Below are 25,712 nucleotides of genomic sequence, written 5' to 3'. Positions count from 1 at the left end.
AGCGGCATTGAGGAGAGTTTGATGTTCGATCTGAGTGGCAGGACCGCGCTGGTCACCGGCGCGACCGGCGGCATCGGCAATGCGATCGCCAAGGCCTTGCATTCCCAGGGAGCGACCGTGGCCGTTTCCGGCACCCGGCGCGAGGTGCTCGAGACCCTCGCGGGCGAGCTGGGCAGCCGTGTGCATGTGCTGCCTTGCAATCTGTCTGACGCGGCCGAGGTCGAGGCGCTGGTGCCGGCCGCCGAGCAGGCGATGGGGCAGGTCGACATTCTCGTCGCCAACGCCGGCATCACCCGCGACAACCTGTTCGTGCAGCTCCGCGACGAGGATTGGGACGAGGTGATCAAGGTCAACCTGACCGCGACATTCCGCCTCTCGCGTGCCGCCACCAAGCTGATGATGCGCAAGCGCTTCGGCCGCATCATCGCGATCACCTCGATCGTCGGCGTCACCGGCAATCCGGGGCAGGGCAATTACACGGCGTCCAAGGCCGGCATCATCGGCATGATCAAGACGCTCGGCGCCGAGTACGCCAAGCGCGGCGTGACCGCCAACTGCATCGCACCGGGCTTCATCAAGACACCGATGACCGACGCTCTGAACGAGAAGCAGCGCGAGTCGATCCTCGCCAAGGTGCCGGCGGCGCGGCTGGGCACGCCAGAGGACATTGCTGCAGCTGCGGTGTACCTCGCCTCCAACGAGGCGGCGTATGTCACGGGCCAGACCATCCACGTCAACGGCGGCATGGCGATGATCTAGGCCTTGCCGCGGCTCGGAATGCGGCGAAAAGACGTCGCGACCAGCATACCGGGCCGTGTGGTCAACGATTCGCGTGTATGGTAACCGGGCAGCTGATGGGGGCACGAAGAACGCCATTGCAGGATTTCCAAACCCTGTATATTGGCGGGGCGAGCTGCCATCGTTCGCCGGGCCTCTGTCGGCTGGCGCTGCTGATCCGGGTTCCTGTTTGAGCGCTCTGGATCGGAGGCGTACCGGCCTCATGGAGAGTGTGGATTGGAGTTTGTGAGTGGCCCCGTTTCCGAAGTTTTCGGACCGCAAGTCGTCCGCCAAATTTCGGTAAAGGGGCGCTGCGGGGCAAATCTGGTTTTGCGCGATCGCGAAGGAAGTTTAGCGGCCGGGGTGATGCGGATCATCCGGGGGTCGGGTCTTAAAGGAACAAGCACGAGGTTGAACGATGAGTGAGATTGGCGAGCGGGTTAAGAAGATCGTGGTCGAACACCTTGGTGTCGAGCCCGAGAAAGTGGTCGACAACGCGAGCTTCATTGACGACCTCGGTGCTGACAGCCTCGACACGGTCGAGCTCGTCATGGCCTTCGAGGAAGAGTTTGGTTGCGAGATTCCGGACGACGCCGCCGAGACGATCCTGACCGTCGGCGACGCCACCAAGTTCCTCGAGAAGAACGCCAAGAGCTGACGCTCCGGCGAAGTTGCGCGAAACCGGCCGATCCGTCTTGTGCGGTCGACCGGTTTCTTGCTGTTGGCGGCGTCGTGATGAGCCGTCATCTGGCGGCCGGCGACAGACGATTCGGTCGCGCTGCCTGGCCAGACCGTGTTACTCGAACAATTGACCCGAGATGCGGCGACGGCCGTCAGCCGATCCACAAGCGCTCAAAATCGGGTCTGGAGAAACGAACATGAGGCGGGTTGTCGTCACTGGCCTTGGCATGGTTTCGCCGCTTGGCTGTGGTGTGGAAACGACCTGGCAGCGCATCCTTCAGGGCAAGAGCGGTGCGCGCTTGATCGAGTCGTTCGAGGTCTCCGATCTTCCCGCCAAGGTGGCCTGTCAGGTGCCGCGCGGCGATGGCTCCGACGGCACCTTCAATGCCGACCAGTGGATGGAGCCCAAGGACCAGCGCAAGGTCGACGATTTCATCATTTTCGCGATGGCTGCGGCGCGTCAGGCGCTCGATGACGCCAACTGGCATCCCGCGACGGAAGAGGACCGCTGCGCCACCGGCACGCTGATCGGGTCCGGCATCGGTGGCCTCTCGGGCATTGCCGACACGGCGATCCTGCTGAAGGAGCGCGGTCCGCGCAAAGTGTCGCCCTTCTTCATTCCCGGACGTCTGATCAATCTCGCCTCGGGCTATGTCTCGATCGAGCACGGGCTCAAGGGCCCCAATCATTCGGTCGTCACCGCCTGCTCGACCGGCGCGCATGCGATCGGCGACGCCAGCCGCCTGATCGCGCTCGGCGATGCCGATGTCATGGTCGCCGGCGGCACCGAATCGCCGATTTGCCGAATCGGCATGGCCGGGTTCTGCGCGGCCCGCGCACTGTCGACCGGATTCAACGAGACGCCCGAGCGCGCGTCGCGTCCTTACGACAAGGACCGCGATGGCTTCGTGATGGGCGAGGGCGCCGGCGTGGTCGTGCTCGAGGAGTATGAGCACGCCAAGGCACGCGGCGCGCGGATCTACGCCGAGGTCTGCGGCTACGGGCTGTCCGGCGACGCCTATCACATCACATCGCCATCGCCGGATGGCGACGGCGGCTTTCGCAGCATGAGTGCGGCGCTGAAGCGCGCCGGCATCACGGCCGCCGACCTCGACTACATCAACGCGCACGGCACCTCGACTCAAGTCGGCGACGAGATCGAACTCGGTGCGGTCGAGCGCCTGCTTGGTAATGCCGCTTCGAAGATCTCGATGTCGTCGACCAAATCGTCGATCGGCCATTTGCTCGGCGCGGCCGGCGCCGTCGAAGCCATCTTCAGCATTCTCGCGATTCGGGATAACATCGCGCCGCCGACGATCAATCTGGAGAATCCGTCGGTGGAAACCGCGATCGATCTCGTGCCGCATGCACCTCGCAAACGCGAGATCAACGTGGCGCTGTCGAACTCCTTTGGTTTCGGCGGCACCAACGCGTCGGTGGTTTTGCGGCGCGTGGTGACCTAGTGCGGAAGGACGGAATGCCGCTCGGGCCGATTGTCGCTTGGTCACGCGGATATCCGACTGCAGCCACACTAGAACCCAAGACTTCGCGTGTCTTTAACTTCGCGTGTCTTTCGCAGGTCGGCCTTCGGCGCCGATGCGGTAAGTGGATGCGCATGGCGGTGAGGCCCGGCGAAAACACCTTTTCGCCGTATTCGATGACGAGATGACGAATCGTTAAATTGGGCGTGGACTTCAGGTCGCTTGCGTTGGGGAGCGCACGGCCACGACGAGAGCGACAGGACTGAAGGTTGCATCGATGAGTGAACGGCCGCCCATCTCGCCCCGCAGCCCGCGCGCAGCGCTGGAGCCGGAACGCGTGCCGCCGCCGCCGCGCCGCTCCGACCGCGCCCGTAATCCGTTCGTGGTGGTCGGCAATGCGATCATCACCTTGCTCATCCTGGCCATGCTCGGCGTGGGCGCGGCCTACTATTATGGACGGCAGATCCTCGAAGCGGCAGGACCGCTGCAGGAGGACAAGGTCGTCAACATCCCGCAGCGCGCGGGCAAACGCGATATTGCCGACGTGCTCGCGCGTGAAGGTGTGATCGACGTCAATCCGTGGATCTTCATCGGTGGGGTCTATGCGCTGAAGGCCAGTTCCGACCTCAAGCCGGGCGAGTATGCGTTCCAGAAGAATGCATCGTTGCGCGACGTGATCGGCGTCATCGTCGAAGGCAAGGTCGTGCAGCATTCGGTGACCGTGCCCGAAGGCCTGACGTCAGAGCAGATCGTGGCGCGTCTGTCCGAGAACGAGATCTTCACCGGCAGCGTCCGCGAGATTCCGCGCGAAGGCACGTTGTTGCCGGAGACCTACAAGTTCCCGCGCGGGACCAGCCGCGATCAGGTCGTGCAGCGCATGCAGCAGGCGCAGAAGCGCGTGTTGGCCGAGATCTGGGAACGGCGTAGTCCGGATCTGCCGGTCAGGACGCCGGAGCAGCTGGTGACGCTGGCTTCGATCGTCGAGAAGGAGACCGGCAAGCCCGACGAGCGCAGCCGGGTGGCCGCAGTATTCGTCAACCGGCTGAAGCAGCGGATCAAGCTGCAGTCCGATCCGACCATCATCTATGGTCTGGTCGGCGGCAAGGGCACGCTGGGCCGTCCGATCAAGCGCAGCGAGATCACCCAACCGTCGCCCTACAACACCTATGTGATCGAGGGCCTGCCGCCGGGACCGATCTCGAATCCGGGACGCGCCTCGCTGGAGGCGACGGCCAATCCGGCGCGCACGCGCGATCTCTATTTCGTCGCCGACGGCACCGGCGGCCACGCGTTCACCGAGACCTACGACCTGCACCAGAAGAACGTCGCCAAGCTCAGGGCGATGGAGCGGCAGACCCAGAACGACACCGTCGAGCCCGACGAGGCGCCGCCGGCCGTTGCCGGCGGAGCGGTGGATCCGGCGGCCGGGGCAGCCGCGCCACGGGCGCCGGCCGGTGCGAAGAGGCCGCCCGCCAACCGCGTCAACGGCGGTGTTGCACCCGGCAACGGGGCGCGGCAGGGCGCTGCGCAGCCGACCCCGCCGGTCGTTCAGCAATAATTTCCCACGCATGTCGGCCGCGCAGAACCGGGCTTAACATTTGCCCAAAAGGCCGTAAGGTTCGCGCACTTTTGGCGGAGCGAGTCTGTCCCGCCATTCCCGATATGCCGGAGACATGGACGAAATGGCGCTGTCGAGCATGACCGGCTTTGCCCGTAGCCACGGGGCAAGCGGTCCCTACTCGTTCGAGTGGGAGTTGAAATCGGTCAATGCCAAGGGATTGGACGTCCGGGTGCGGCTGCCGCAGGGCTGGGACGAGGTCGAGGCCTTCGCCAAGAAGCGCGCCACCGAGGTGCTGTCGCGCGGCACCGTCTACGCCAATCTCACCGTCAAGCGCACCGAGACCGGGTCGACGGTACGAATCAACGAGGATGTGCTGGCGGCCGTCGTGAAGGTGGCGAGCCAGCTCGCGGGCCGGATCGACGCGGTCGCGCCCAGCATCGATGGGCTGCTGTCGATCAAGGGCGTGATCGAGGTGGCGGAGCCGGAGACCGACGAGGCCGAGGACAAGGCCGCCAAGGAGGCGGCGATCGCGGCGTTCGAGACCGCGCTGAAACATCTCGTGGAGATGCGTCGGCGTGAGGGCGACACGCTCGGACAGATCCTCAACCAGCGCGTCGACGAGATCGAGGCACTGGCGAAGAGGGCCGAAACATCGCCGGGCCGCAAGCCGGAGGCCATCAAGGCGCGACTCGCCGAGCAGGTCGCGGCCCTGCTCGACACGTCGGACCGCTTCGATCCTGACCGCCTGGCGCAGGAGGCGCTGCTGATCGCGGCCAAGGCCGACGTGCGCGAGGAACTCGATCGCATCGCCTCCCACATCGCGCAGGCGCGCGAGATGCTCGGCAAGGGCGGGCCCGTCGGCCGCCGTCTCGACTTCCTCGCCCAGGAATTCCATCGCGAGGTCAACACCACCTGCTCGAAGTCGAACGACATCGAGCTGACGAACATCGGCCTGGAGCTGAAGACCGTGGTCGAGCAGTTCCGCGAACAGGTTCAGAATCTGGAGTGATCCATGGCGGCTCACGACGGAAGCTTCGATGGGGTCGAGCGGCGCGGCCTGATGTTCGTGCTGTCATCCCCTTCGGGGGCGGGTAAGACGACGCTGTCGCGCCTGCTGATCGAGCGCATGTCGGGTCTGCGGATGTCGGTCTCGGCGACGACGCGCTCGATGCGGCCAGGTGAGGTCGACGGCCGCGACTATCACTTCGTCGACCGCGCGCGCTTCGAGGACATGGCCAAGCGCAACGAGCTGCTCGAATGGGCCACCGTGTTCGACAACCGCTATGGCACGCCGCGCGCGCCGGTCGAAGCGGCGTTGTCGGCGGGCCAGGACGTGCTGTTCGACATCGACTGGCAGGGCACGCAGCAACTGCGCGAGAAGGCGCGGCAGGACGTCGTCAGCGTGTTCATCCTGCCGCCGTCCGCCGCCGATCTGGAGAAGCGTCTCCACACCCGCGCGCAGGACTCCGATGAGGTCATCCGCGGGCGCATGAGCCGCGCCAGCCACGAGATGAGCCACTGGGCGGAGTACGACTACATCGTCATCAACCGCAACGTCGACGACGCGTTTGCCGAGGTGCAGTCGATCCTCAAGGCCGAGCGCCTGAAGCGCGAGCGCCGCACCGGCCTGACGACCTTCGTGCGCGAGTTGCAGCGCCAGCTCGAGGGCTGAAACGCCTTCCGTCTACGCCCGCCGGCCGAGGCGCGCGAGGATGTCCTGGATGCCGTCGAGCTCATCATCGTGCTGAATGTTGCGCGGCCGCGGGCGCAGCGCCGGAGGCCGCGGAATAAAGTCGAGCGGCGGGGTCGCCGGGTCCTCGAACTGGCTCGGCACGAACAGGGGTCGCTGCTGCGGCGCCTGCGGCCTGTCGATGATCGGTGGCGCGGCGGGGATCGACGACCGCGATTCCAAGAGACTCATCAGTCGGGCCGCGGGATCATCATGCATATGCGCGACGTCCTGCGGAGCCTCGACGGAGAACTCCTCCTGCTGCGGCTCCGCCTCCAGCTCGTCTTCGGGCAATGAAAAGCGCGACTGCAGAAGGTTGATCAGCGCCGCCGCAGGATCGTCGAGCTCGTCGTCTTCGGCGGCAGGGGCCTCCGACATCATCCCGGGTCCGGCCCTCGCGATGTCATCGTCAGGCTGAGGGGCCGGCTGTCGTGCCGCATGCGCGCGAAGCGTCTCGATCAGCGCGGCCGCTGGATCGGCTGGTGCCGTTGACGGCGCGCGCGGGGGCGCGGGCTGATCGGGCATCGCGGGAACGGGCTGAGCGGCCGGCTGGCCGCCACGCAATTGGTTCGTCAGGGGTTGCGACGCCTGCGTGGTCCGGTGTGCAGCGTCCGCCTGCGCTGGCGGAGCCGTCTCAGCGAGGGCCGCTGCAGCCGGACCGTCGCCAGCCTCGCCGGGTTGCGGGGTACGCCGCTTGGCCGCGCGCGACACCAGCAGCGCGGCAATCACCTTGGCGGCGTCGATCGGCGCGCCGGCAGCGGGGGACGTGGCATCGCTGTTGCGGGCCCTGCGCAGCGCCGACACGATTTCGCTGACGTCGACAGGGGCGGGTGGGGCGGCGGTCGCGGCAGCCTGCGTCGGTGGCGGGGCCGATGGCGGCATTGGTGCGCCCACCTGGATACGGGCGGGATTCGCTGGTTCAACCCGCTGCGCCGCCGGCCAGGGCTCGGCGGGTGCCGTCGGTGCCGCATAGGTCGGCGAGCGCGGCGAGGCGTCTGCAGCAGCAGCGCTCGCCTGGGCTGCTGCAATCTTGGCGGCAGCGGCCTGCGCCGCGGCCATCTGGGCAGCCGTCAGTTGTGCCTGCGCCGGAGCAGTAGGCGATGGGGCAGTTGCGGCAACCGGCATTGGCTGCGCGTTGGTCGCAGCGGTCTGTGCCCCGGAAGGCTCGGCCCGGCGTACTGCTGCGCGATCGACCAGCTCATCGACCGCCTGCCATACCGCGTCGGTGGACTGCGATCGTTGCATCGCCGCAGCCGCGTCCCGGTCGCGTCGGCGTGCGGCTACGGCCGGGTGATCCTGCTGCTGGGGAGACGGCGCCGGCCGCTGCGGACGGGGCTCGACCTGGTCCGGCGAAGCCGCCAGCCGCGCGCTCGCGAGGTCGAGCGCCGAAGCCGGCTGAGAGCCGCGGCTGCCGCCTGAATGGGAGGGTGCTGCCGGCATGCTGCCGCGGCCCGCACGCATCCCGCCCTGCGGCGCCTTGGACCGTGGTTTGATGCGACTACGGCGCATCCGGACTGCGTCCGCGTGCCAGCTGCCGTTGCGCCGTTGCCGCCGTCCCATCCGGCTGAGCCGATAGAGCGCGCTCGCCAGCAGTCCTGAAATCGCGAGGGCGCCGATGACCACGAGCATGAGCACGTGGATGGGCGCTTCGGGCTTGCTTGGCTTCGGTGCGATGATCGGCCCGTCGGCAGCCGGCGCCGCATTCGTGTCCGGCTCCGCATTGCCGTCGTCGGCCATTGCCGGCGGTGGCGCATCGGCAGCGATCGGCTCCGCCTGTTGTGGCGGGGCAGAGGGCCAGGGCGAGGTATCGAGGCTGCGGGGCAGGCTGGTGTCGGATGCGGTCAGCGTCGTCGGTGTGGCAAGAGTCTGCGGCTTCGGGGTGCCCCGCACGGCGAGATCGGCACGCAGCCGCGGCTGCGGCGCTTCTGCGAGGGCGTCGCTGGTGCGAGCGACCGGGCCATCGGTGCGTCTTGGCGTCAGTTTGGGTGGAGCGGGCTGGGCGAAGTCCCACGGAGCCGGCTGCTGCGTCGCCCGTATCGGTGCCGCGGCGTCACGGGTGTTGCCGTTGGCGTCTTTCAGATACCAGCAACGCCGATTGGTGCCACGATCGAAACGATAGTACCAGCGTTGCGCGTCGGACTTCTCTCCCGTCGGCTCGGTCAGACATTCCTCCGCCGCCAACACGACGCGCGGCAGCACGAGCACGACGGTGCCAAGGATTCCGGCTGCAATGGCAAACGCAACTCCTGCCGTTCGGCTTGCCATTGAAGACTCCGGATACGCTTACGCAACGGCGCGTTCTCGGAGAGAAGTTGGGTGGCAATGAGCCGCAATTCCGGATTAATTCTGTCGCGATCCTTTCGTGCCCGAGTGCGGCTTTTTTCCCACAAGAAGCTCCGCATCACGCCGCGATTTTGGCCGCGCTATCGCGCCAAATCGGTCACATCGGTGACGATGGACCTGGCTTTTCACCCTCAGGGGTCAGAGGCGTCGCGCCGACAACCTCTGCGTTTGTGGACAAATGATGGGCCGCAGTGGCGGCGAGCGGCGGCGGTACAGCACCGTCGCCGCGCGCGATGTCGCAACGGCGAGGGATCAGTTCGTCAGCACCACGCGTCCGACCACATGGCCGGCGCGCAGCGCATCGATCCACTTCTGTACGTCAGCCATCGGCTCCTCGCGCATCGGCGGCGGCTTGATCTTGCCGGCGCGCGCGAGCGCCATCAGTTCGTGCGCCTCGGCCAGCGTGCCGACCATGAAGCCCTCGATGGTCATGCGCTTGTACACCCATTGAACCATCGGCAGGGTGAACTGGCCGCCCATCAGTCCTGACACGACGATCTTGCCGCCGCGCGCTGCGACGGAGACCGCAAAGGCCATCGACTTCTCGTTGCCGGCGAAATCGACGATTTCGTCGAAGCCGCCCTCGGTCTCCTTGAGGATGCGCTTGATCACATCCGGCTCGGCCGGATCGCAGGCCGTCGCAGCGCCATTCTTCAGCGCGGTCTCGCGCGCGGCCGCCGAGAGGTCGGCCACCGAGATCGGCTGCTTGAACATGGCCTGCGCGAACGACAGGCCCATCATGCCGACGCCCCCGAGTCCGATCAGCAGCAAATTGCGCTGGCGCGGCCGATCCACGAGGCGCTTGAGCGCGCCATAGGCCGTTACGCCGGAGCACATCAGCGTCGCGGCCTGGTTGACCGGCAGCGGATCGTATTCCAGCAGATACTTCGCATCCGGCACCAGCACGTGGGTGGCGAAGCCGCCGTCGATCGAGACGCCGAGGAAGCGCTGCTTGGCGCACAAATTCTCGTCGCCATTGGCGCAGTCGCGGCACTGGCCGCAGCCGATCCACGGAAACACCGCGCGCCGGGCGCCGATCAGCTCCTTCGGCACGTCGGCTCCGACCTCGTCGACAACGCCGGCGATCTCATGGCCGAGCGTGAAGGGCAGGGTCATGCCGCGCGTGGTGTCCAGGCGCTTGCCGCCGCCGAGATCGGCATAGCCGTCCTGGATATGCAGGTCGGAGTGGCACAGGCCGCAGCGCTCGATGCGAACCAGAACTTCCCGGCCTTGCGGCTTCGGCGTCTCGACGATGGTTTCGCACAGCGGTGCGTCGAACTTGACGAGCGACTGACGGCGCATCAACGCCATGATGAAACTCCCTGAAATGCTTGTTGATTACGACTTGTTCTCGTCGCGACTATTGGTCAATTCGCGGGCCATGGCAACAAAGCCCGACACCGGAATGGTCTCGGCGCGGCGGGTGGGATCGACGCCTGCGGCGGCTGCGAGCCGCGCGGGATCCGCCGGCAGCGACTTCAGGCTCTGCCGCAGCATCTTGCGGCGCTGGCCGAAGGCGGCGGCGGCGACCTGCTCGAGCGCGCGGCGGTCGCAGGGTTCGGGCGACGGGCGCGGCACCAGCCGCACCACGGACGACGTGACCTTCGGCGGCGGCACGAAGGCGGATGGCGAGATGTCGAACAGGATCTTGGTCTCGCAGCGCCAGTTGGCGAGCACGCCGAGCCGCCCATAGGCGTCCTCGTTCTCGCGCGCGACGATGCGCTCGGCGACCTCGCGCTGAAACATCAGCACCATCATGTCGTACCAGGGCGGCCACGGCTCTGTAGAGAGCCAGCCGATCAGGAGATGCGTCGCGATGTTGTAGGGCAGGTTGGCGACGATCTTTGCTTTGGTGCTGCCGAGGTAGGGCCGGACGTCGAAGGTGCGGGCGTCGGTGCAGACGATTTCGAGCCGCCCCGGATAGCGCGCGGCGATCGCCTGCAGCGCCGGGATCGCGCGCTCGTCGTGCTCGACCGCGATCACGTGGCGCGCGCCGAGCGCGAGCAGCGCCCGCGTCAGGCCGCCCGGGCCTGGGCCGATCTCCACCACCGTGGCGTCTTCGAGCGGACCCGCGGCGCGCGCGATCCGGGCGGTGAGATTGAGATCGAGCAGGAAGTTCTGGCCGAGCGCCTTGCGCGCCGACAGCTGATGATCGCGGATGACCTCGCGCAGCGGCGGCAGGTCGTCGATCGCGCTCATGATGATTGCTGGACCATGCGTGCGGCGAGTCGCAACGCTGCAATCAGGCTTGCCGGATTGGCGGTGCCTTTGCCGGCGATGCCGAACGCCGTGCCGTGGTCCGGCGAGGTGCGGATGAAGGGCAGGCCGAGCGTCACGTTGACGCCGTCGTCGAACGCCAGCGTCTTGATCGGGATCAGCGCCTGGTCGTGATACATGCAGATGGCGCAGTCGTAGGTCTTGCGCGCGGCGTCATGAAACATCGTGTCGGCGGGCAACGGTCCCTGCACGTCGAGGCCGGCATTGCGCAAGGTTGCGATCGCGGGCGCGATGATCGTGTCCTCTTCGGTGCCGAGCGTACCGTCCTCGCCCGCATGCGGATTGAGTCCCGACATCGCAATGCGCGGCCGCGACACGCCGAAATAGCGGCGCAGGCTCGCCGCGACGATGCGCGTCGTCGAGGTGATCAGCGGGCTCGTGAGCTGCTCGATCGCGTCGCGCAGCGCGACGTGGATCGTCACCGGCACGACGGCGAGCATCGGTGACCACAGCATCATGACAGGCTGCGGGGCCGCGCCGCCATCGGCGGCAAGCTCGGCGAGAAATTCGGTATGGCCGGGATGCGAGAAGCCGGCACGGTAGAGCACGGCCTTGGCGATCGGGTTGGTCACGACGGCGCTGGCGCGTCCGGCCCTCACGTCAGCCACGGCCTCACGGATCGAGCCGATGGCCGCCGCGGCACTCGTCGTGTCCGGCCGGCCCGGCAGGGCCGTCACGGCGTGCCCGGTGGAGACCACGGGCAGCGCGGTCGCAAACGCCTGCGCCGCTTGTTCGGGACGAACTTCGTCCACGGTGACGGGAAGGTCGAGCAGCCTGGCGCGCTGCGCGAGAAAGGCAGGATCGCCGCGCACGTAGAAGGGGGGAAGCCCGAGCTCGGTGCGGCGCAGCCACGCCTGCAGGGTGATGTCGGGTCCGATGCCTGCCGGTTCCCCCAGGGTCAGCGCGAGCGGCTTCGTCATCAGCGATATTCGATCATCGCCGCCTTGCGGACTTCCTGCAGATAGGCCTTGGAGGTGGCCTCGTATTTCTTGGTGTACATCTGCTCCTTGATCTCCCGCTTCTTCGGCGTGTCGATCGTGGTCGGAGTCCGCGAGCAGAGGGCCACCATCTGGATGCCCTGCCGCGTCGCTTCCGGCGGAGTCAGGTGGCCGATCGGCGTGTCATCGAGCAGCTTGCGCAGATTCGGCGGGATGTCGGCGGACGTCTTGACGACGATCTCCTTGATGACCGCATTCGCCGTCGTCTTGAAGATGTTATTGGCTTCGGCGCAGGTCTGCACCCGTGCGCGCAAGGCCTCGGCCTCCTTGTGCCGCGCTTCCATCAGGCCCTGGTTCGAGGAGTTCGACACGATCAGCACGATCGGCTGCATCTTGTACTCGAACGCCTGGCCCTGCTGATCGCCATCGCCGCCCGCGGCGGCGACAGCCGCGGCCACGTCCTTGTCGGAGACGATCAGGCGTTCCTTGTAGCGGCCGCGCACCAGGCTGCTCCAGACGATCTCGGCCTTGATGCGCGCCTTCAGCGTCTCCGGCCGTACACCCTGGCTCTCCAGCGATTTGGTCAACTGTTCCGGGTTGAGCCGCATGCGAGAGCCCATGCCGGCAAACGACTGGTCGACGTCGGAGGCGGTCGGCTCGACGCCAAACTTCTTGCCTTCCTTGATCTTCACCTTGTCGTCGATCAGCTCGTTGATGATCTCCTGGCGAGTCTGATGCTTGCGAGTGCTCAGGAAGTTCAGCTTGGTGCGCTGCTCGATGTCATAGTCGGTGATGGGATCGCCATTGACCATGACGACGATGCTCTGGGCGCGAGCCGACATCGTTCCGATGCCGCAGACGAGTGCGGCAAGAGTGCAGATGGCCAGGGCCCGAAGGCGAGGAGAGAACGCGATCGTCATGACCAAGCTTCGTTGTCGCTATTGATCCAACTGGAAGCGGCGCCACGGCTCCCAACGAGGGACTTTCGACCCCCACGGAGCGGCCCGTCGGAGACTGGCGCGCGCTACTGCAGGCCCCCAGCCCCGGTTCCCGTGGACGAGGAATTGGCCAGCGTCCGGAGTCCGATCTGGAGCATATAGGCATGGCTCAGAACGGGGGGAGTGGTGCCCGCCGTATAATTATACGACGTTACATAGTTGGCGGCCAGCACGAAACAATCGTCCACATAGCCGGCGCCGATCACATACTGGTTGATCTTGTTGGCTGCCAGATCCCAGCGCGCCGCACCCGTGACGACCCAGTTCGGCGCCACCTTGACCGAGCCGCTGCCGAGGATGCCCTCGCGACGGTCGAGGTAGCCGAGCGCCGGATCGGCGGCATAGTTGCCGTAGGTCAGGGCCACCGACCAGCGATCGAAGTTCGCCTTGGCTTCCGCCTCGAAGCGCTGGATGTTCAGGGTCTGCTGGTCGAACCGGCTGCGCATGCTGAACGTGTAGGTGCGGTTCGGCGAATAGTCGACGCGCGCCACGTAGTCCGAGGCGTTCTTGTCCAGGCCGGAACCGATCGCGGTGTTGTTGGCGTCCTGCACCGCGAACGAGTTCATCCCGAACAGGTGGTAGGACTGGCCGAACAGCACGTTGATGGTGCCGCCGCGGTCGAACTGCGTGGTGGCCTGGACACCGACATTGGCGCGGCCGCCGCCCTCGACGCGGTCATAGCCGGAGAACTTGTCGACGCTGAACAGGTTGCTGGCGTCGAACACCATGCTCTGGGCGTCCTCGTTCGGCAGCCGGCCGGCATAGGTCTCGTTCGGCCGGATGATCACTTGCGCGATCGGCTCGATCGTCGTCGTGCCCCATGGCTGAACGTTGATGAACGGATAGCGATATTCCAGGCCGACCGTCGGCATCAGGCGCAGCGCCTGGGTGTCCCCGGTCTGCAGGAAGTTGCCCACGCCCGGCTGGTTCGAGACGTTGGCGTTGATCGCGTCTGCGCGCAGGATCGCGAACGGCGTCCAGATCTGGCCGTAGGGATCCGTGAACGACCGCCGCCACTCCGCCTGCGCGGTCAGGCGGGTGTAGGTGCCGGGCGTGGCGCGCAGCAGGCACTGGGTGGGCAGGCGCGCCCGCGGATCGGCAGACACCGTCGTGCACAGTCCGGCGGTATTGGCCGTGGTCGTGATCGGGTCGAACACCGCCGTCTGGCGGCTCAGATTGACGAAGTTGGTCTTGTAGCTGAACTCGCCGCCGAACACGGGATAGTTCAGCACGTTCGAGTAATCCAGCACCGGATAGACCACCGGCACGGTCTGCTGGTTGCCCGAGAAGCTCAGATAATGGATCGCCCGGACGTCGAAGAAGCTGCGGCTGCCGACGCCGGTCAAGTAAAGCTGCGAGATCGCCTCGGTCGGGAGGCTCATGAACGAGTTGAACGGATCGCGATACTGCGCCAGCCGGTAATCCGACAGGAACATGTAGTCGGACAGCAGGATGCCGTCCCAGCCCCAGACCCATTTGTCGTTGAGCGCGAACTGGCCCTTGGTGTCGACGCCGCCGCGGAACTGGCGGTCGCCCGGCTGGCCGGCGAAGGCGTTGCGGTCGAGCTGATCGATGCCGTACAGGCGCACCTGATAGCCGCCATTGCTGAGGCGCTGGCGGAACTCGGTCTGCAGCAGCACGCCCTGCTTGGAGGTGATACGCGGCGTGAACGTCGCGTCGTAATCCGGCGCGATCGCCCAGTAATAGGGGATGTCGACGCCGAAGCCGTAGCCGCCGGTCTGGGTGACGCCCGGCATCAGGAAGCCGCTCTTGCGCTTCACCGTCGGATCGGGCGTCGAGAAATAGGGGATGTAGGCCAGGGGAACGCCGAAGAATTCGAGCTGGGCGTTCTCGAAATACAGCATCTTCTCGGTCTGGTCGTGGATGATGCGCGCACCCTTGACCTGCCACAGCGGCGGCTTCTTCGGATCGTCCTTGCACGGCGCGCAGGCGGTGTATACGCCGTTCTCGAAGACGGTGTAATTGCCCTTGGAGCGGTCGGCGCGGGTCGCCGCCATCCGCGTCTGGTCCTCGGTCTCGACGCGCAGCGAATCGACGAAGCCGTCGCGATAGTCGTCCGACAGATCGAGGCTGTTGGCGTAGGTGATCTTGCCGTCGGCGTCGGTCATGCGGATGTTGCCTTCCGCATGCAGGCGCTTGGTCTTCTGGTCGTAGATCACCCGGTCGGCCTCGACCGAGGTGCCGTTGTAGAACAGCTGCACGTTGCCGACCGCCGACACGCGCGAGTTGTTGTAGTCGTAATCGACCTCGGTCGCCTGCACCAGCATCTGGTTGTCGTTGGCGACGCGCGGCGGCGGCGCCTTGGGCGGGCGCGGATTGTAGGTGAAGCCCTGCGCGACGGCAGGGGTCGGCGCCACGACCGCGGTCGCAGCAGCAACCATCAGGCCGAGCCCGCAGGCCAGAACGAATCCAAGTACGCCAGACCCGGCGCGACGCACGCGCGCGCAACCGGCGCGCGCAACGGCATGCTGCCGAAGCGCGGCGAGCGCTGTCTGACGGACGGCAACGAACGACACTAGCCGTCCTCCTGGTAGAGCAAAGCCATGAAACCGGTGAGGCCGCCGACGAACACCGGCAGCCACGCCGCAGCGATCGGATTCATCAACTCAGCCTTGCTCAAATCTTCAGTTACTTTCGACAGAACGTAGAGCAGAAACCCGGCGCCCACGCCACTCAAAACCATTTTCTGTACGCCACCCATTCGGAAGAACCTGAGCGACACGGACGCAGCCAGCATGACCATCGCAGCCAGCAAAAACGGCTGCGCGATCAGCTTATGATACTGCAGTCGGTACCCCGCGGTCGCGAAGCCTGAGCTCTCCGACGAACGGATGTATGTCGGCAGTTGCCAAAACGACACAGTTTCGGGGGTGGAGAAGCTGTTTCGGACCTGCGCCGGCGTCAGGCTGGTCGGAAGAATGTACGTCGGTTCGTCGACCGGTGGGGCATCGAGGGAGAATCGGCGCACGGACCGGAAGACCCACCGGCCTTCTTCCAGGGTCGCCTCGCGCGCTTCGATTCGTTCCTTGAAGTGCTTGTCCGTATCAAAACGGAACAGGGTCAGTCCGGTCAGGCGGACGCCCTGCTGCTCGCTGCGCGCGGCATTGATGATGACCGAGCCGTCGGGGTTGATCTGGTTGAGCCAGAAGCCGGCCGCATCCTGCACGCCGCCGCCCGGCGCTGCGCCGAACAGCTCGGCCTCCATCCGCTTGGAGAGCTCGCGCAGATTGGCCGACATCGGATTGTAGAGGGTCGTGGCCATCAGCCCGAGCACGATGGCGCTTGCCAGCGCCGGCGCGATGAACTGCCAGGCGGAGACCCCGGCTGCGCGCGCCACCACGAGTTCGAGTCGGCGCGACAGCGCGAGATAGCAGGTCATGGCGCCGATCAGGACGCAGAACGGCATCATCTTCTCGAGCAATTGCGGCACCCGGAACAGCGACGTCTCCGCCACCATCAGCGCCGAAGCGGAGGCAAGTCCGGAGGTCTTGCGCACCATCTCGATGTAGTCGACGAGCACGAGCAGGATGAAGATGCTCGCGAACACGCCGACCGCCGAGACCAGGAAGCGGCCGGCGAAATAGCGCCCGAGCGTGTTGGTGACCATGCTCATGCGGTGGCCGGCCTCCCGAACAGCCGTGCGATCCGCGCGTTCGAGCGGTTGATGGCTTCCATCAGCCGCGCCGGCGGCTCGACCACCACGCCGCCGATGATGATCCAGATGCTGAGGCCGAGCACGCCGAACAGCATGAGGTACTGCACCAGCGCCGCCATCGGCGTCTTCACGGTCATGACCGAGCAGGCGAAGCCCGCCATGCGCACGCCGAACACGGCGAGAATGGCGCTGCCGAACGAGAAGTTGCGGCTCTGGCGTGTCGTCCGCGGCGCGCCCAGGAATGCGAAGGTGAGGGCCGCGAAGGCGAACGGATAGATCGGCGCCAGGAAGCGGTCGTGCAATTCCTGGCGGAACTGTCCGGGGATCTGCTTGTAGATCGGATCGTTCTCGGCGGGCGCCATCAACTCCCACAGATAGCGCTCGCGAATGCCGAGCGTGACGTCGCGGCCCTGGTTCGAAAACTTCGACATGTCGAAGGCGTAGCGGGCGAACGCGACCATCGCCGGCTCGCGCTTGCCGAGCTCGAAGCGTTCCAGATTGCCGTCCTCGAGCACCAGGAACGAGCCGTCGGCATTCTTCACGACGGTGCCCTTCTCGGCGATGATCGTGATTCGCTCCTTGGGATCGCGGCGGTCGTCGATCAGGATGCCGGACAGCTCGCCGCCGGGTTGGCGCTCGCGGATCCGGATGGTCAGGTTCTGGTCGAGCTGCGCGAACCGCCCGGGCTGCAGGATGTTGGCGAGCACGTCGGCGGTGATCTCGGCATCCCACTGCTTGATCCGGCGCAGGCCGTCGGGGGCGAAGAAGGCGGCGATCAGCGTCACCAGCACGGCCACCGCGCAGGTGGCATAGGCGAACGGCACGAACAGCCGGATCGGCGACATGCCGGCCGCGTTCATGACGATGATCTCCGAATCGGTCGCAAGCTTGTTCAGCGTGTGCGAGACCGCGATCATCAGCGCGATCGGCGCGATGACGCCGAGCAGGGAGGGAATCACGAGGCCGGTGATGCCAAGGAAGGTCAGGATCGTCTGGCCCTGGCTGGTCATCAGGTCGATGCCGCGCAGCGCCTGCGTAATCCAGATCACGCCGGTGAGGCTGACCAGGACCAACGCGAACGACGCCAGCGTCGTGCGAAAGATGTACCTGTCGATGGACCCCATCGTCTGCGCTCGATCCCCAGTCATCTGTGCCGGAACGCGCGCTACAGCCAACCCTCGCAACGGGCCCCCCAAGGCTGCAGTCGCCGTCACGTTCCGAAGGCGGTGAATATCTGTACCATCCCTTTGATCCGTCGACAAAATGGCTGTGGCATGGCGCCACGAAAATACGGTTAAAATTTCATCATTGTGACCGGTCCGCCACGCGACCCTTGGCAGCCCGGGCCCGGGCAGGCCATACTGCTGCCAAGTTGGGTTCCGAACTGCCGCCATCCTGGTCTGGCCGTTGAGGTTTTCGGTCGGACGTGGCGGCTCATCACGTCGAAATTGGAGGATTGCTTGATGTCCGACGCCGTCAAGGTCGGCTTCGTCCCGCTGTCGACTGCCCCGCGTGGCATCGTGGTGGCGTTCTGCGATGACACCCTGCGACTTGGAGTCGCGACCGAGAAGGCGCTCGGGGGAGCCTCGGACCTGATCAAGCGCGCGGCCGGGGCAGCCCGGTTCAAGGGCAAGGATGGTGCGGTGTTGGATCTGCTGGCTCCTGAGGGAATCAAGATTCAGCGCTTGATCGTCATCGGCATCGGCAAGGGCTCGGACCTCAAGGACAAGGATTTCCTCAAATACGGCGGGACCTTAGCCGGAAAGCTGAACGCCGGAACTGAAGCGGTGACGGTGCTCGCCGAGCTGCCTTCGGGACCGCTGTTGCCGGATCAGGTCAGCTCGCTGGCCGCCGGCATTCGGCTGCGGGCCTATCGGTTCGACCGTTACAAGACCAAGAAGAAGGACGAGGAAGGCGCCGTCAGCGCCAATGTCTCGATCGCCGTGGCCGACGTCGCGGCGGCCAAGAAGGCCTTCGCGCCGCGATCCCACGTGACCGACGGGGTGATACTGGCGCGCGATCTCGTCAACGAGCCGCCGAACGTGCTCTACCCGGAGGAGTTCGCCAAGCGCGCTGCCGCCTTGCGCAAGCTCGGCGTCACCGTCGAGATCCTCGACGTGCCCGCGATGAAGAAACTCGGGATGGGCGCGCTGCTCGGCGTCGGCCAGGGCTCGGCACGGCCGAGCCGCACCGTCGTGATGCACTACAATGGCGGCAAGCGCGGCGAGCAGCCGGTCGCGTTCATCGGCAAAGGCGTGTGCTTCGACACCGGCGGCATCTCGATCAAGCCGGCCGGCTCGATGGAGGACATGAAGGGCGACATGGGCGGCGCGGCCTGCGTGGTCGGCCTGATGCATGCGCTCGCCGCCCGCAAGGCCAAGGCCAACGTGATCGGCGCGATCGGCCTCGTCGAGAACATGCCGGACGGCAACGCCCAGCGTCCGGGCGACATCGTGACCTCGATGTCGGGCCAGACCATCGAGATCATCAACACCGATGCGGAGGGCCGCCTCGTGCTCGCCGACGTGCTCTGGTACGTCGCGACCAAGTTCAAGCCGAAATTCATGATCGACCTGGCGACCCTGACCGGCGCGATCATGGTCGCGCTGGGCACCGAGCATGCCGGTCTCTTCACCAACAATGATGATCTCGCCGACAAGCTGCTCAAGGCGGGGCAGGAGACGGGTGAGAAGGTGTGGCGGATGCCGCTCGGCCACGAATACGACAAGCTGATCGATTCGCAGTTCGCCGACATGAAGAATACCGGCGGACGCCATGGCGGCTCGATCACCGCCGCGCAATTCCTGCAGCGCTTCGTCAACGACACGCCGTGGGCGCATCTCGATATCGCCGGCACCGCGATGGGCGCGCCGAAATCGGAGATCAACCAGAGCTGGGGATCGGGCTACGGCGTCCGGCTGCTCGATCGGCTGGTGTGGGATTCCTACGAATCCAAATCCGACTCCAAGGCTGAAAAGGCTGAAGCCAAATCCGGCGCCAAGGCGTGACGTCGGGCGATGACTGAAGTCCTGTTCTACCATCTGCAGAACATGACCCTGGAAGGCGTGCTGCCGCCGCTGCTCGAGAAGTCGCTCGAGCGCGGTTGGCGCGTCGTGGTGCAGTCGACGTCCGAAGAGCATGCGGATGCGCTCGATGCTCATCTGTGGACCTATCGCGACGATTCGTTTCTGCCGCACGCCACCTGGCGGGTGGCCGACGTGGCCGACCAGCCGATCGTGCTCGCGGTGGAAGAAAGCAATCCCAACCGCGCGAACGTCCGGTTCCTGGTGGATAACGCGCCGCTGCCAGCGGACTCGCACAGCTACGAGCGCATGGTGCTCGTGTTCAATGGGGATGATCCGGACGCGCTCGCGGCTGCGAGATCGGCGTGGACCGATTGCAAATCGCGGGGATTCGAGGTCACCTACTGGCAGGCGGATGAACGGGGCCGCTGGCAGCGCCGACAGTGATACGGAAGCCCGTGAAGCGCCGATGATGGCAGCGCCGCGTGATTAATGATAATCTGCCGATTTGCCGGCAGAGCGTTGGCAAAGCCACGAACGTGCCGCAAAGTGATGTTGGGACAACACGTTAGAGTGTCCACAGGTTGCAATTCAGCAAGGTTCATCGTGCGAGACCACACCAAACAGCTGACGCGCGCTCTGGCGTTCCTTGTGCTTGCCCCGGTCGTCGCCGGATGCTCGAGCACGCCCGATTTCCTGTCCAAGGACGCCGAGTGGTTCAACCGGCCGCAACGCCTGTTCATCAAAAACATCTCGATCGACGCGCCGCCGCTGACGCCGGACAAGCCGGTCTCCGCTGAGGATCTTGTGAGCGCCGAAGGCGCATGCCCGGGCATGGCGCCTGCGGCCGGTGCTGCGGGCGCGAACGCGCTGGCGAATGATCCCGCCACGGCCGCGCCGGCTGTCGGCGGCACCGTTGCGCTCGGCCATACCGAATGCGACGTGGTGCGCGGCATCGGTGCACCCGACAACGTCAACATCTCGAGCAATGGCGGCGAGCGCGTGGCCACCGTGACCTGGCTGCGCGGCGCACGCGCCGGCGTCTACACGTTCAGCTCGGGCCGCCTGACCTCGGTCGAGCGGGCGCCCGATCCGGGACCGGCGCCGAAGGTGGCGAAGCCCAAGGCGAAGAAGCGGGCGACCTGACGGAGGAGGCGGCCATGCAAATCACCGGCCTCCGTCGCGATTTGGAGGAGGCCGGGTATGCGGTGCGCCGTGGTTTTCTTCCTCGCGAGTTGCTGGAGGCTGGCGATCGAATCAAGTCGCGAGCCGGTCGTGAGTCGATCGCGGAGCCTCATCTCGGATCCGTTGTCTCAGTCGGCTCTTCGGTCGATTTCGCGCCTATCATTCTGTTCGATGCACAGTATGAACTGTTGGAGCGCGCCGGATACCCGGATGCGCGCTTTTTTGCTGGCTTCCTGATCTCCAAGCCGGCCGGATGTCCGAGGCTGCACTGGCACCAGGATTGGTGGGGCTGGTCGAGCGCTGCGAGCTACGCCGCCACGCCTCCAATTCTCTACTTCATGTACTACTTGACCGACACGAGCGCCGCGAACGGATGCTTGCGCGTGCTTCCCGGCAGCCATCGGCGCAAGAACGGTCTCCATGGCTTGATCGAGGACCGGCCGACGCATCCCGATCGGATTCTGCCTGTCGACGACGTGCTGGTTTCGACACGACATGACGAAGTCGATGTGACCGTTCGGAGGGGGGATCTGATCGTTCGCGACGGCAGGCTTCTGCATGCATCCCATGCCAACAATTCGAGCGAAGACCGCGCCTTGATCGTGTTGTCCTTCGTGCCCTTCTGGTCCGACCTGCCGGAGGAGCTGCAATGCGCCTTCGACAGGAAACGACCCAAGATCGAAAAATCCTGGCCGCCCGTAGAGGCCGAGCGCGTGCTGGCTCGAGCGACGGTCTACAACGGCGCGTCCTCGCCGATCCGTCTGCAGCGAACCCCGGACTTGAGCGGCTGATCAGGCCGCTGCGTCCTCCGCATCCAACTCCATGACGACATCGGTCGCGCTCAACGTCTCGCCCGCACCGCGCCGGACCTGACTGATTGTCCCGGAATAGGGAGCTTTCACCGACAGCTGTGATTTGGCCGCCTCGATGACGTAGAGGACCTCACCGGTCTGCACCTTCTGACCCGCCTTGACGCAGACGTCGTAGAGCAGGCCGTCAAGTCGAGCGTAGAGCTGCTTGTTCATGTTTCGTCCTCCTGAAATCGCTTCAATCGAACCTCAACATCAACGTTGTCTACCGAAAGTAGAGCAATTTTGAACCTGCCACAATGGCGCTTTCCAGCTTATGGATGTATGTAGGCATCATTGCTACCTCCAGCTCCGGGCATAGCGAGGCGCGCCATGAAGTGGTTCTTCAGCAAGTATCTTTTTGCAGCGATGATTGTCGTAGTTTCGTCGATTGCTGCGCGTGCCGACGTTCTGCCGGCGCCGTCGAGATGGACAAATCAACGAGGCTCGGTGCTCGAGATCTGGTCAGTCACCGATGGACAGGTGCGAGGACAATTCACCAACAACGCGCCAGGATTTGCGTGCCAGGGCATTCCCTATCCGGTATCCGGCAGATCGGCCGGCAGCGCCGTCATGCTGGTCGTGACGTTTGCTCAGTGCAATTCGATCACGCGATGGAGAGGCCAGGTCGGCGGCAATCTACTCCGGACGAATTGGAATCTCTTCTACATTCAGCCCAACGGCGATCTCGGCAACCTGCCGGGTGCGGACCTGTTTCAGCGGACCAACTGATCCGGCCGCTCGCGCCGACCACGCATTCATCCGCGCGAGCCGCTGAGCGCGAGGGCATTCCGCGAAAGCCGAGTTGTCTGCGACTTTCCGCCGAATGCCCGATCCGAGGCTCGGGGCGCTTCAGCTCCCCGCCTCGTCATACAGCGTGCTGGCCTCCAGCCATTGCTCCTCGGCGCGCGCCAGCGCGTCGGCGGCATTGGCGCGCGCCTTCGACAGTTGCGCCGCCTGCTTCGGGTCGCGCGTGAAGATGTCGGGCAGCGACAGCGCGCCGTCGATCTTGGCGATGATCTCGGTGATCCGCGCGATCTCGGCCTCGGCCGCGGTGATCCTCTGCTTCAGCCCGCTCCGCCGGTTGTCGCTGCGGGGCCGCTCGGTCTTCTCGGCGGTCCCCTGCGGACGTTCGGTGTCTCGCGTGCCGGCACCGCTGCGCGACGACAGCACCATGCGCCTGTAGTCATCGAGGTCGCCATCATAGGTCTTCACGGTGCGGTCGGCGACGACCCAGAGACGGTCGGCGCAGGCCTCGATCAGATAGCGGTCGTGCGACACCATGATCACGGCGCCGGGAAAGTCGTTGATCGCCTCGGCGAGCGCGGCGCGGCTGTCGATGTCGAGATGGTTGGTCGGCTCGTCCAGGATGATCATGTTCGGGCCGAAGAAGGTCGCGAGCCCGAGCAGCAGCCGCGCCTTCTCGCCGCCCGACAGGCTCTTCACCAGCGTGTCCGCCGCCTTGCCGGAAAACCCGATCGCGCCGGCGCGCGCGCGCACTTTCGATTCCGGCGCATCGCCCATCAGCTTGCGCACGTGACTATACGGCGATCCGGTCTCGTCCAGCTCATCGAGCTGGTGCTGGGCGAAGTAGGCGATCGACAGCTTGTCGGCGCGCGTGACCTTGCCGGAGAACGGTGTGAGCCGGCCGGCGAGCAGCTTCACCAGTGTGGACTTGCCATTGCCGTTGGCGCCGAGCAATGCGACGCGGTCGTCATTGTCGATGCGTAGGGTGACGCGGTTGAGCACCGGTTGCGCGGGGTCGTAGCCGACGGAAGCGTTGTCGACCGCGATGATCGGCGGCGACAGCAGTCGCTCCGGTGCGGGGAACGTGATCTCGTGCACGTCCTGGGTGACGAGCGCGGTGATCGGCTTCATCCGCTCCAGCATCTTGACGCGGGACTGCGCCTGGCGCGCCTTCGAGGCCTTGGCCTTGAAGCGCTCGACAAAGGCCTGCAGCCGCGCACGCTCCGCTTCCTGGCGCTTGACCGCCTTGGCATCGAGCATCTCGCGCGTGGCGCGCTGTTCTTCGTAGGAGGAGTAGCTGCCGCGATATAGCGTCAGCTTGCAACGGTCGAGATGCAGGATCTGGTCGACGGAGGTCTCCAGGAGATCGCGGTCATGGCTGATCACGATCACCGTGCGCGGATAGTGCGCCAGGTGATCCTCGAGCCACAGCGTGCCCTCGAGGTCGAGATAGTTGGTCGGCTCGTCCAGCAGGAGCAGGTCGGGCGCGGCGAACAGCGTGGCCGCCAGCGCAACCCGCATGCGCCAGCCGCCGGAGAATTCGGCGCAGGCCCGTGCCTGATCCGCGGCGGAAAATCCGAGGCCGCTGAGAATCGCGGCGGCGCGCGCTGGCGCCGAATGCGCGTCGATGTCGACGAGGCGGGTCTGGATCTCGGCGATACGGTCTGCGTCATGGGCCGTCTCGGCCTCGTGCAGCAGCGCGTGCCGCTCGAGGTCGGCCCGCAGAACCACCTCGATCAGGCTTTCGGGCCCGCTCGGGGCTTCCTGGGCCAGGCTGCCGATGCGCCACCGCGGCGGCACGCTGATGCTGCCGGTCTCCAGCGACAGTTCGCCGCGGATCGCCTTGAACAGGGTCGACTTGCCGGTGCCGTTGCGGCCGACCAGTCCGACGCGGGCGCCGGGCGGAATCTGCACCGAGCTCTGGTCGATGAGAAGCCGTCCGGCGAGGCGGATGGAGATGTCGGTGATGGAAAGCATGCGCGCCTTGTCACCGCGCGCGCGGCCAAAGGCAACCGCTTTGTCGCGTCTCAGCGGCCGGATCGGCTCGTCCCGGCCTCGTCGCGCTTGCGCAATTCGTTCATCAGCTCCGCGAGGGGAGCTGGCAGGTGAGAGCCGTCCGGCGGCAGGCTGCGTTGCAGGCGCTCGCCGACGGCCTCGCAGATCGACCGGCTGGTCTTGCGATCGAGCGCGTCGCTGAAATCGGCGGTGCGGCCAGACATGACGGTATTCCACGGGCAGTTGCAGGATGATGCTGTAACAAGTCGTGGCCGCTCGATTTGTTTCCGGCTCCCGACCGGAATACCCCGAAATGAGGTTGAAAGTGCACAAAAAAAGCCCCGGCGTGGGGGAGACGCCGGGGCAATGCGAGTTCGGTGCGGCGGGGGGCGGGTGCCGCGCCGAGGCTCGTATCAATAGCAGCGGTTGATCAACCGCCAGCGCGGTCCCCACGGGGTCGGAACCACGCGGCGCACGTAGCAGCCGCCATAGCCGTAGCTGTAGACCGGGCCGCCGACGAAGAAGCGCGGGCCGTAGAACGGACGGTGCCATCCGCCATAGCCGCCGTGCCAACCGCCCCCATGCCAGCCGCCGTGCCAATGAGCCGAGGCGGCGGTCGGGGCGAGGGCGGCTGCGCCGAGGGCAATTGCGGCCGCCGCGATGAGGGAGAGTTTGCGCAACATGATCGTCTCCTGGATGACAGCGCTGGTGGCGCCGAAATTGTCCGACGGATGAGGCTGGGAGAGGGCGGCCACCGGTCGTGCTGCTGGCTCGTCCCCGCCCGATAGCCACGACCTTAAGGCCCCTGAGCTGAACACGGGCGGCACGGACCCTTCAGACTATGTTCAGAATCGTGAAATTGTCGTAAGGCGTCCCGCCTCCGGCAGGGTCCCGGTCGCTTGCCGTCGGCCGATCGCGTCGATATAAGCCCGCAACTCACCCAAATCCCGCACCTCCAAGGACGACATCATGGCGATTGAGCGCACCTTTTCGATCATCAAGCCCGACGCGACCGAGCGTAATCTCACCGGCGCGATCAACGCGCTGATCGAGAAGGCCGGCCTGCGCATCGTGGCCCAGAAGCGCATCCGCATGACGCGCGATCAGGCCGAGACCTTCTATGCCGTGCACAAGGCGCGGCCGTTCTTCGGCGAACTGGTCGATTTCATGATCTCCGGGCCGGTCGTGGTCCAGGTGCTCGAGGGCGAGGGCGCCATCCTGAAGTACCGCGACGTGATGGGCGCCACCGATCCGTCGAAGGCGGCCGACGGCACCATCCGCAAGCTGCATGCGAAGTCGATCGGCGAGAACTCGGTGCACGGTTCCGACGCGGCCGAAACGGCTGCGATCGAGATCGCGCAGTTCTTCTCCGGCAACGAGATCGTCGGTTGATCGATCCTCGTGCGGCGGAGGGCGCCCTCCGCCGCACGACCGTCGTGTTCTACGCTGAACT

At 65.8% G+C, this 25,712-nt stretch carries 24 protein-coding genes; 12 read left to right on the top strand and 12 right to left on the bottom strand.

Annotated features, from left to right (window positions below; translation table 11 throughout):
• Positions 1-21 precede the first annotated feature (21 nt).
• The 6 genes from fabG (at position 22) to gmk (ending at position 6,172) form a co-directional block, all read left to right on the top strand.
• Positions 22-759 (top strand): 3-oxoacyl-[acyl-carrier-protein] reductase, encoded by a 738-nt coding sequence (gene fabG / locus QX010_RS18085; RefSeq protein WP_315800300.1) that lies wholly within the window; start codon positions 22-24, stop codon positions 757-759.
• 436 nt (positions 760-1,195) lie between these two features.
• The gene (locus tag QX010_RS18080; RefSeq protein WP_006610957.1) at positions 1,196-1,435 is read left to right on the top strand and encodes an acyl carrier protein; all 240 of its coding nucleotides are present in this window, start codon (positions 1,196-1,198) and stop codon (positions 1,433-1,435) included.
• Positions 1,436-1,655: 220 nt separating this feature from the next.
• Entirely contained in the window at positions 1,656-2,921 is a 1,266-nt protein-coding gene (gene fabF / locus QX010_RS18075) for a beta-ketoacyl-ACP synthase II (RefSeq protein WP_315800299.1), read from the top strand.
• Between the two features lie 295 nt (positions 2,922-3,216).
• Positions 3,217-4,497: an endolytic transglycosylase MltG gene (gene mltG, locus QX010_RS18070; RefSeq protein WP_316180919.1), complete on the top strand. Its 1,281-nt coding sequence runs from the start codon at positions 3,217-3,219 to the stop codon at positions 4,495-4,497.
• Between the two features lie 124 nt (positions 4,498-4,621).
• Positions 4,622-5,509, top strand: coding sequence for a YicC/YloC family endoribonuclease (locus QX010_RS18065; RefSeq protein WP_315800446.1), 888 nt, complete (start codon positions 4,622-4,624; stop codon positions 5,507-5,509).
• A 3-nt stretch (positions 5,510-5,512) separates the two neighbouring features.
• Complete coding sequence (gene gmk / locus QX010_RS18060) at positions 5,513-6,172, top strand: guanylate kinase (protein ID WP_315800297.1); 660 nt, start codon at positions 5,513-5,515, stop codon at positions 6,170-6,172.
• Positions 6,173-6,184: 12 nt separating this feature from the next.
• Here gmk and QX010_RS18055 read toward each other — a convergent pair whose 3' ends face one another.
• The 8 genes from QX010_RS18055 to lptF all read right to left on the bottom strand — a co-directional run bounded on the left by QX010_RS18055 (position 6,185) and on the right by lptF (position 17,585).
• Positions 6,185-8,494: a hypothetical protein gene (locus QX010_RS18055; RefSeq protein WP_316180917.1), complete on the bottom strand. Its 2,310-nt coding sequence runs from the start codon at positions 8,492-8,494 to the stop codon at positions 6,185-6,187.
• A 330-nt stretch (positions 8,495-8,824) separates the two neighbouring features.
• Positions 8,825-9,883 carry an alcohol dehydrogenase gene (locus QX010_RS18050; RefSeq protein WP_316180916.1) on the bottom strand — a complete coding sequence of 353 codons (1,059 nt, stop codon included), beginning with the start codon at positions 9,881-9,883 and terminating at the stop codon, positions 8,825-8,827.
• 27 nt (positions 9,884-9,910) lie between these two features.
• Positions 9,911-10,771 carry a 16S rRNA (adenine(1518)-N(6)/adenine(1519)-N(6))-dimethyltransferase RsmA gene (gene rsmA / locus QX010_RS18045; protein WP_316180914.1) on the bottom strand — a complete coding sequence of 287 codons (861 nt, stop codon included), beginning with the start codon at positions 10,769-10,771 and terminating at the stop codon, positions 9,911-9,913.
• Positions 10,768-11,769: a 4-hydroxythreonine-4-phosphate dehydrogenase PdxA gene (pdxA, locus tag QX010_RS18040; protein ID WP_316180912.1), complete on the bottom strand. Its 1,002-nt coding sequence runs from the start codon at positions 11,767-11,769 to the stop codon at positions 10,768-10,770. Before pdxA ends, rsmA begins: the two co-directional genes overlap by 4 nt.
• Positions 11,769-12,707 carry a SurA N-terminal domain-containing protein gene (locus QX010_RS18035; protein ID WP_315800292.1) on the bottom strand — a complete coding sequence of 313 codons (939 nt, stop codon included), beginning with the start codon at positions 12,705-12,707 and terminating at the stop codon, positions 11,769-11,771. Before QX010_RS18035 ends, pdxA begins: the two co-directional genes overlap by 1 nt.
• A gap of 104 nt (positions 12,708-12,811) precedes the next feature.
• Positions 12,812-15,322 (bottom strand): LPS-assembly protein LptD, encoded by a 2,511-nt coding sequence (locus tag QX010_RS18030; protein WP_316180910.1) that lies wholly within the window; start codon positions 15,320-15,322, stop codon positions 12,812-12,814.
• The gene (gene lptG, locus QX010_RS18025) at positions 15,322-16,419 is read right to left on the bottom strand and encodes an LPS export ABC transporter permease LptG (RefSeq protein WP_316180909.1); all 1,098 of its coding nucleotides are present in this window, start codon (positions 16,417-16,419) and stop codon (positions 15,322-15,324) included. The genes QX010_RS18030 and lptG overlap by 1 nt, the downstream gene beginning before the upstream one ends.
• Positions 16,416-17,585 carry an LPS export ABC transporter permease LptF gene (gene lptF, locus QX010_RS18020; RefSeq protein ID WP_315800289.1) on the bottom strand — a complete coding sequence of 390 codons (1,170 nt, stop codon included), beginning with the start codon at positions 17,583-17,585 and terminating at the stop codon, positions 16,416-16,418. The genes lptG and lptF overlap by 4 nt, the downstream gene beginning before the upstream one ends.
• 339 nt (positions 17,586-17,924) lie before the next feature.
• Between lptF and QX010_RS18015 the strand changes: the two genes are divergently transcribed.
• The 4 genes from QX010_RS18015 to QX010_RS18000 all read left to right on the top strand — a co-directional run bounded on the left by QX010_RS18015 (position 17,925) and on the right by QX010_RS18000 (position 21,460).
• Complete coding sequence (locus tag QX010_RS18015) at positions 17,925-19,469, top strand: leucyl aminopeptidase (RefSeq protein ID WP_316180907.1); 1,545 nt, start codon at positions 17,925-17,927, stop codon at positions 19,467-19,469.
• A gap of 9 nt (positions 19,470-19,478) precedes the next feature.
• Positions 19,479-19,931 (top strand): DNA polymerase III subunit chi, encoded by a 453-nt coding sequence (locus tag QX010_RS18010; protein ID WP_316180905.1) that lies wholly within the window; start codon positions 19,479-19,481, stop codon positions 19,929-19,931.
• Between the two features lie 204 nt (positions 19,932-20,135).
• Positions 20,136-20,630: a hypothetical protein gene (locus tag QX010_RS18005; RefSeq protein ID WP_315800445.1), complete on the top strand. Its 495-nt coding sequence runs from the start codon at positions 20,136-20,138 to the stop codon at positions 20,628-20,630.
• Between the two features lie 14 nt (positions 20,631-20,644).
• Positions 20,645-21,460, top strand: coding sequence for a phytanoyl-CoA dioxygenase family protein (locus QX010_RS18000; RefSeq protein WP_316180904.1), 816 nt, complete (start codon positions 20,645-20,647; stop codon positions 21,458-21,460).
• Here the strand turns inward: QX010_RS18000 and QX010_RS17995 are convergent, their stop codons facing one another.
• A complete protein-coding gene (locus QX010_RS17995; protein WP_315800285.1) occupies positions 21,461-21,694 on the bottom strand; it encodes an acetyl-CoA carboxylase biotin carboxyl carrier protein subunit in 234 nt (77 codons plus the stop codon).
• A gap of 156 nt (positions 21,695-21,850) precedes the next feature.
• On the opposite strand from QX010_RS17995, the gene QX010_RS17990 reads away from it, so the two are divergent.
• Complete coding sequence (locus tag QX010_RS17990) at positions 21,851-22,249, top strand: avidin/streptavidin family protein (protein WP_315800284.1); 399 nt, start codon at positions 21,851-21,853, stop codon at positions 22,247-22,249.
• 120 nt (positions 22,250-22,369) lie between these two features.
• Here the strand turns inward: QX010_RS17990 and QX010_RS17985 are convergent, their stop codons facing one another.
• The 3 genes from QX010_RS17985 to QX010_RS17975 form a co-directional block, all read right to left on the bottom strand.
• Complete coding sequence (locus QX010_RS17985) at positions 22,370-24,241, bottom strand: ABC-F family ATP-binding cassette domain-containing protein (protein WP_316180902.1); 1,872 nt, start codon at positions 24,239-24,241, stop codon at positions 22,370-22,372.
• 50 nt (positions 24,242-24,291) lie between these two features.
• Positions 24,292-24,483 (bottom strand): hypothetical protein, encoded by a 192-nt coding sequence (locus tag QX010_RS17980; protein WP_315800282.1) that lies wholly within the window; start codon positions 24,481-24,483, stop codon positions 24,292-24,294.
• A gap of 189 nt (positions 24,484-24,672) precedes the next feature.
• Positions 24,673-24,942: a sulfur globule protein precursor gene (locus QX010_RS17975; RefSeq protein ID WP_315800444.1), complete on the bottom strand. Its 270-nt coding sequence runs from the start codon at positions 24,940-24,942 to the stop codon at positions 24,673-24,675.
• A 286-nt stretch (positions 24,943-25,228) separates the two neighbouring features.
• On the opposite strand from QX010_RS17975, the gene ndk reads away from it, so the two are divergent.
• On the top strand, positions 25,229-25,651 hold the full coding sequence (gene ndk / locus QX010_RS17970) for a nucleoside-diphosphate kinase (RefSeq protein ID WP_315712380.1): 423 nt from the start codon (positions 25,229-25,231) through the stop codon (positions 25,649-25,651).
• The last annotated feature ends 61 nt before the right edge of the window (positions 25,652-25,712 follow it).

It is taken from the genome of Bradyrhizobium sp. SZCCHNRI1009, assembly GCF_032487575.1.
GTDB lineage: Bacteria > Pseudomonadota > Alphaproteobacteria > Rhizobiales > Xanthobacteraceae > Bradyrhizobium.
Note: the sequence above shows the minus strand (reverse complement) of the source record. Positions and strands in the feature narration are given on the sequence as shown.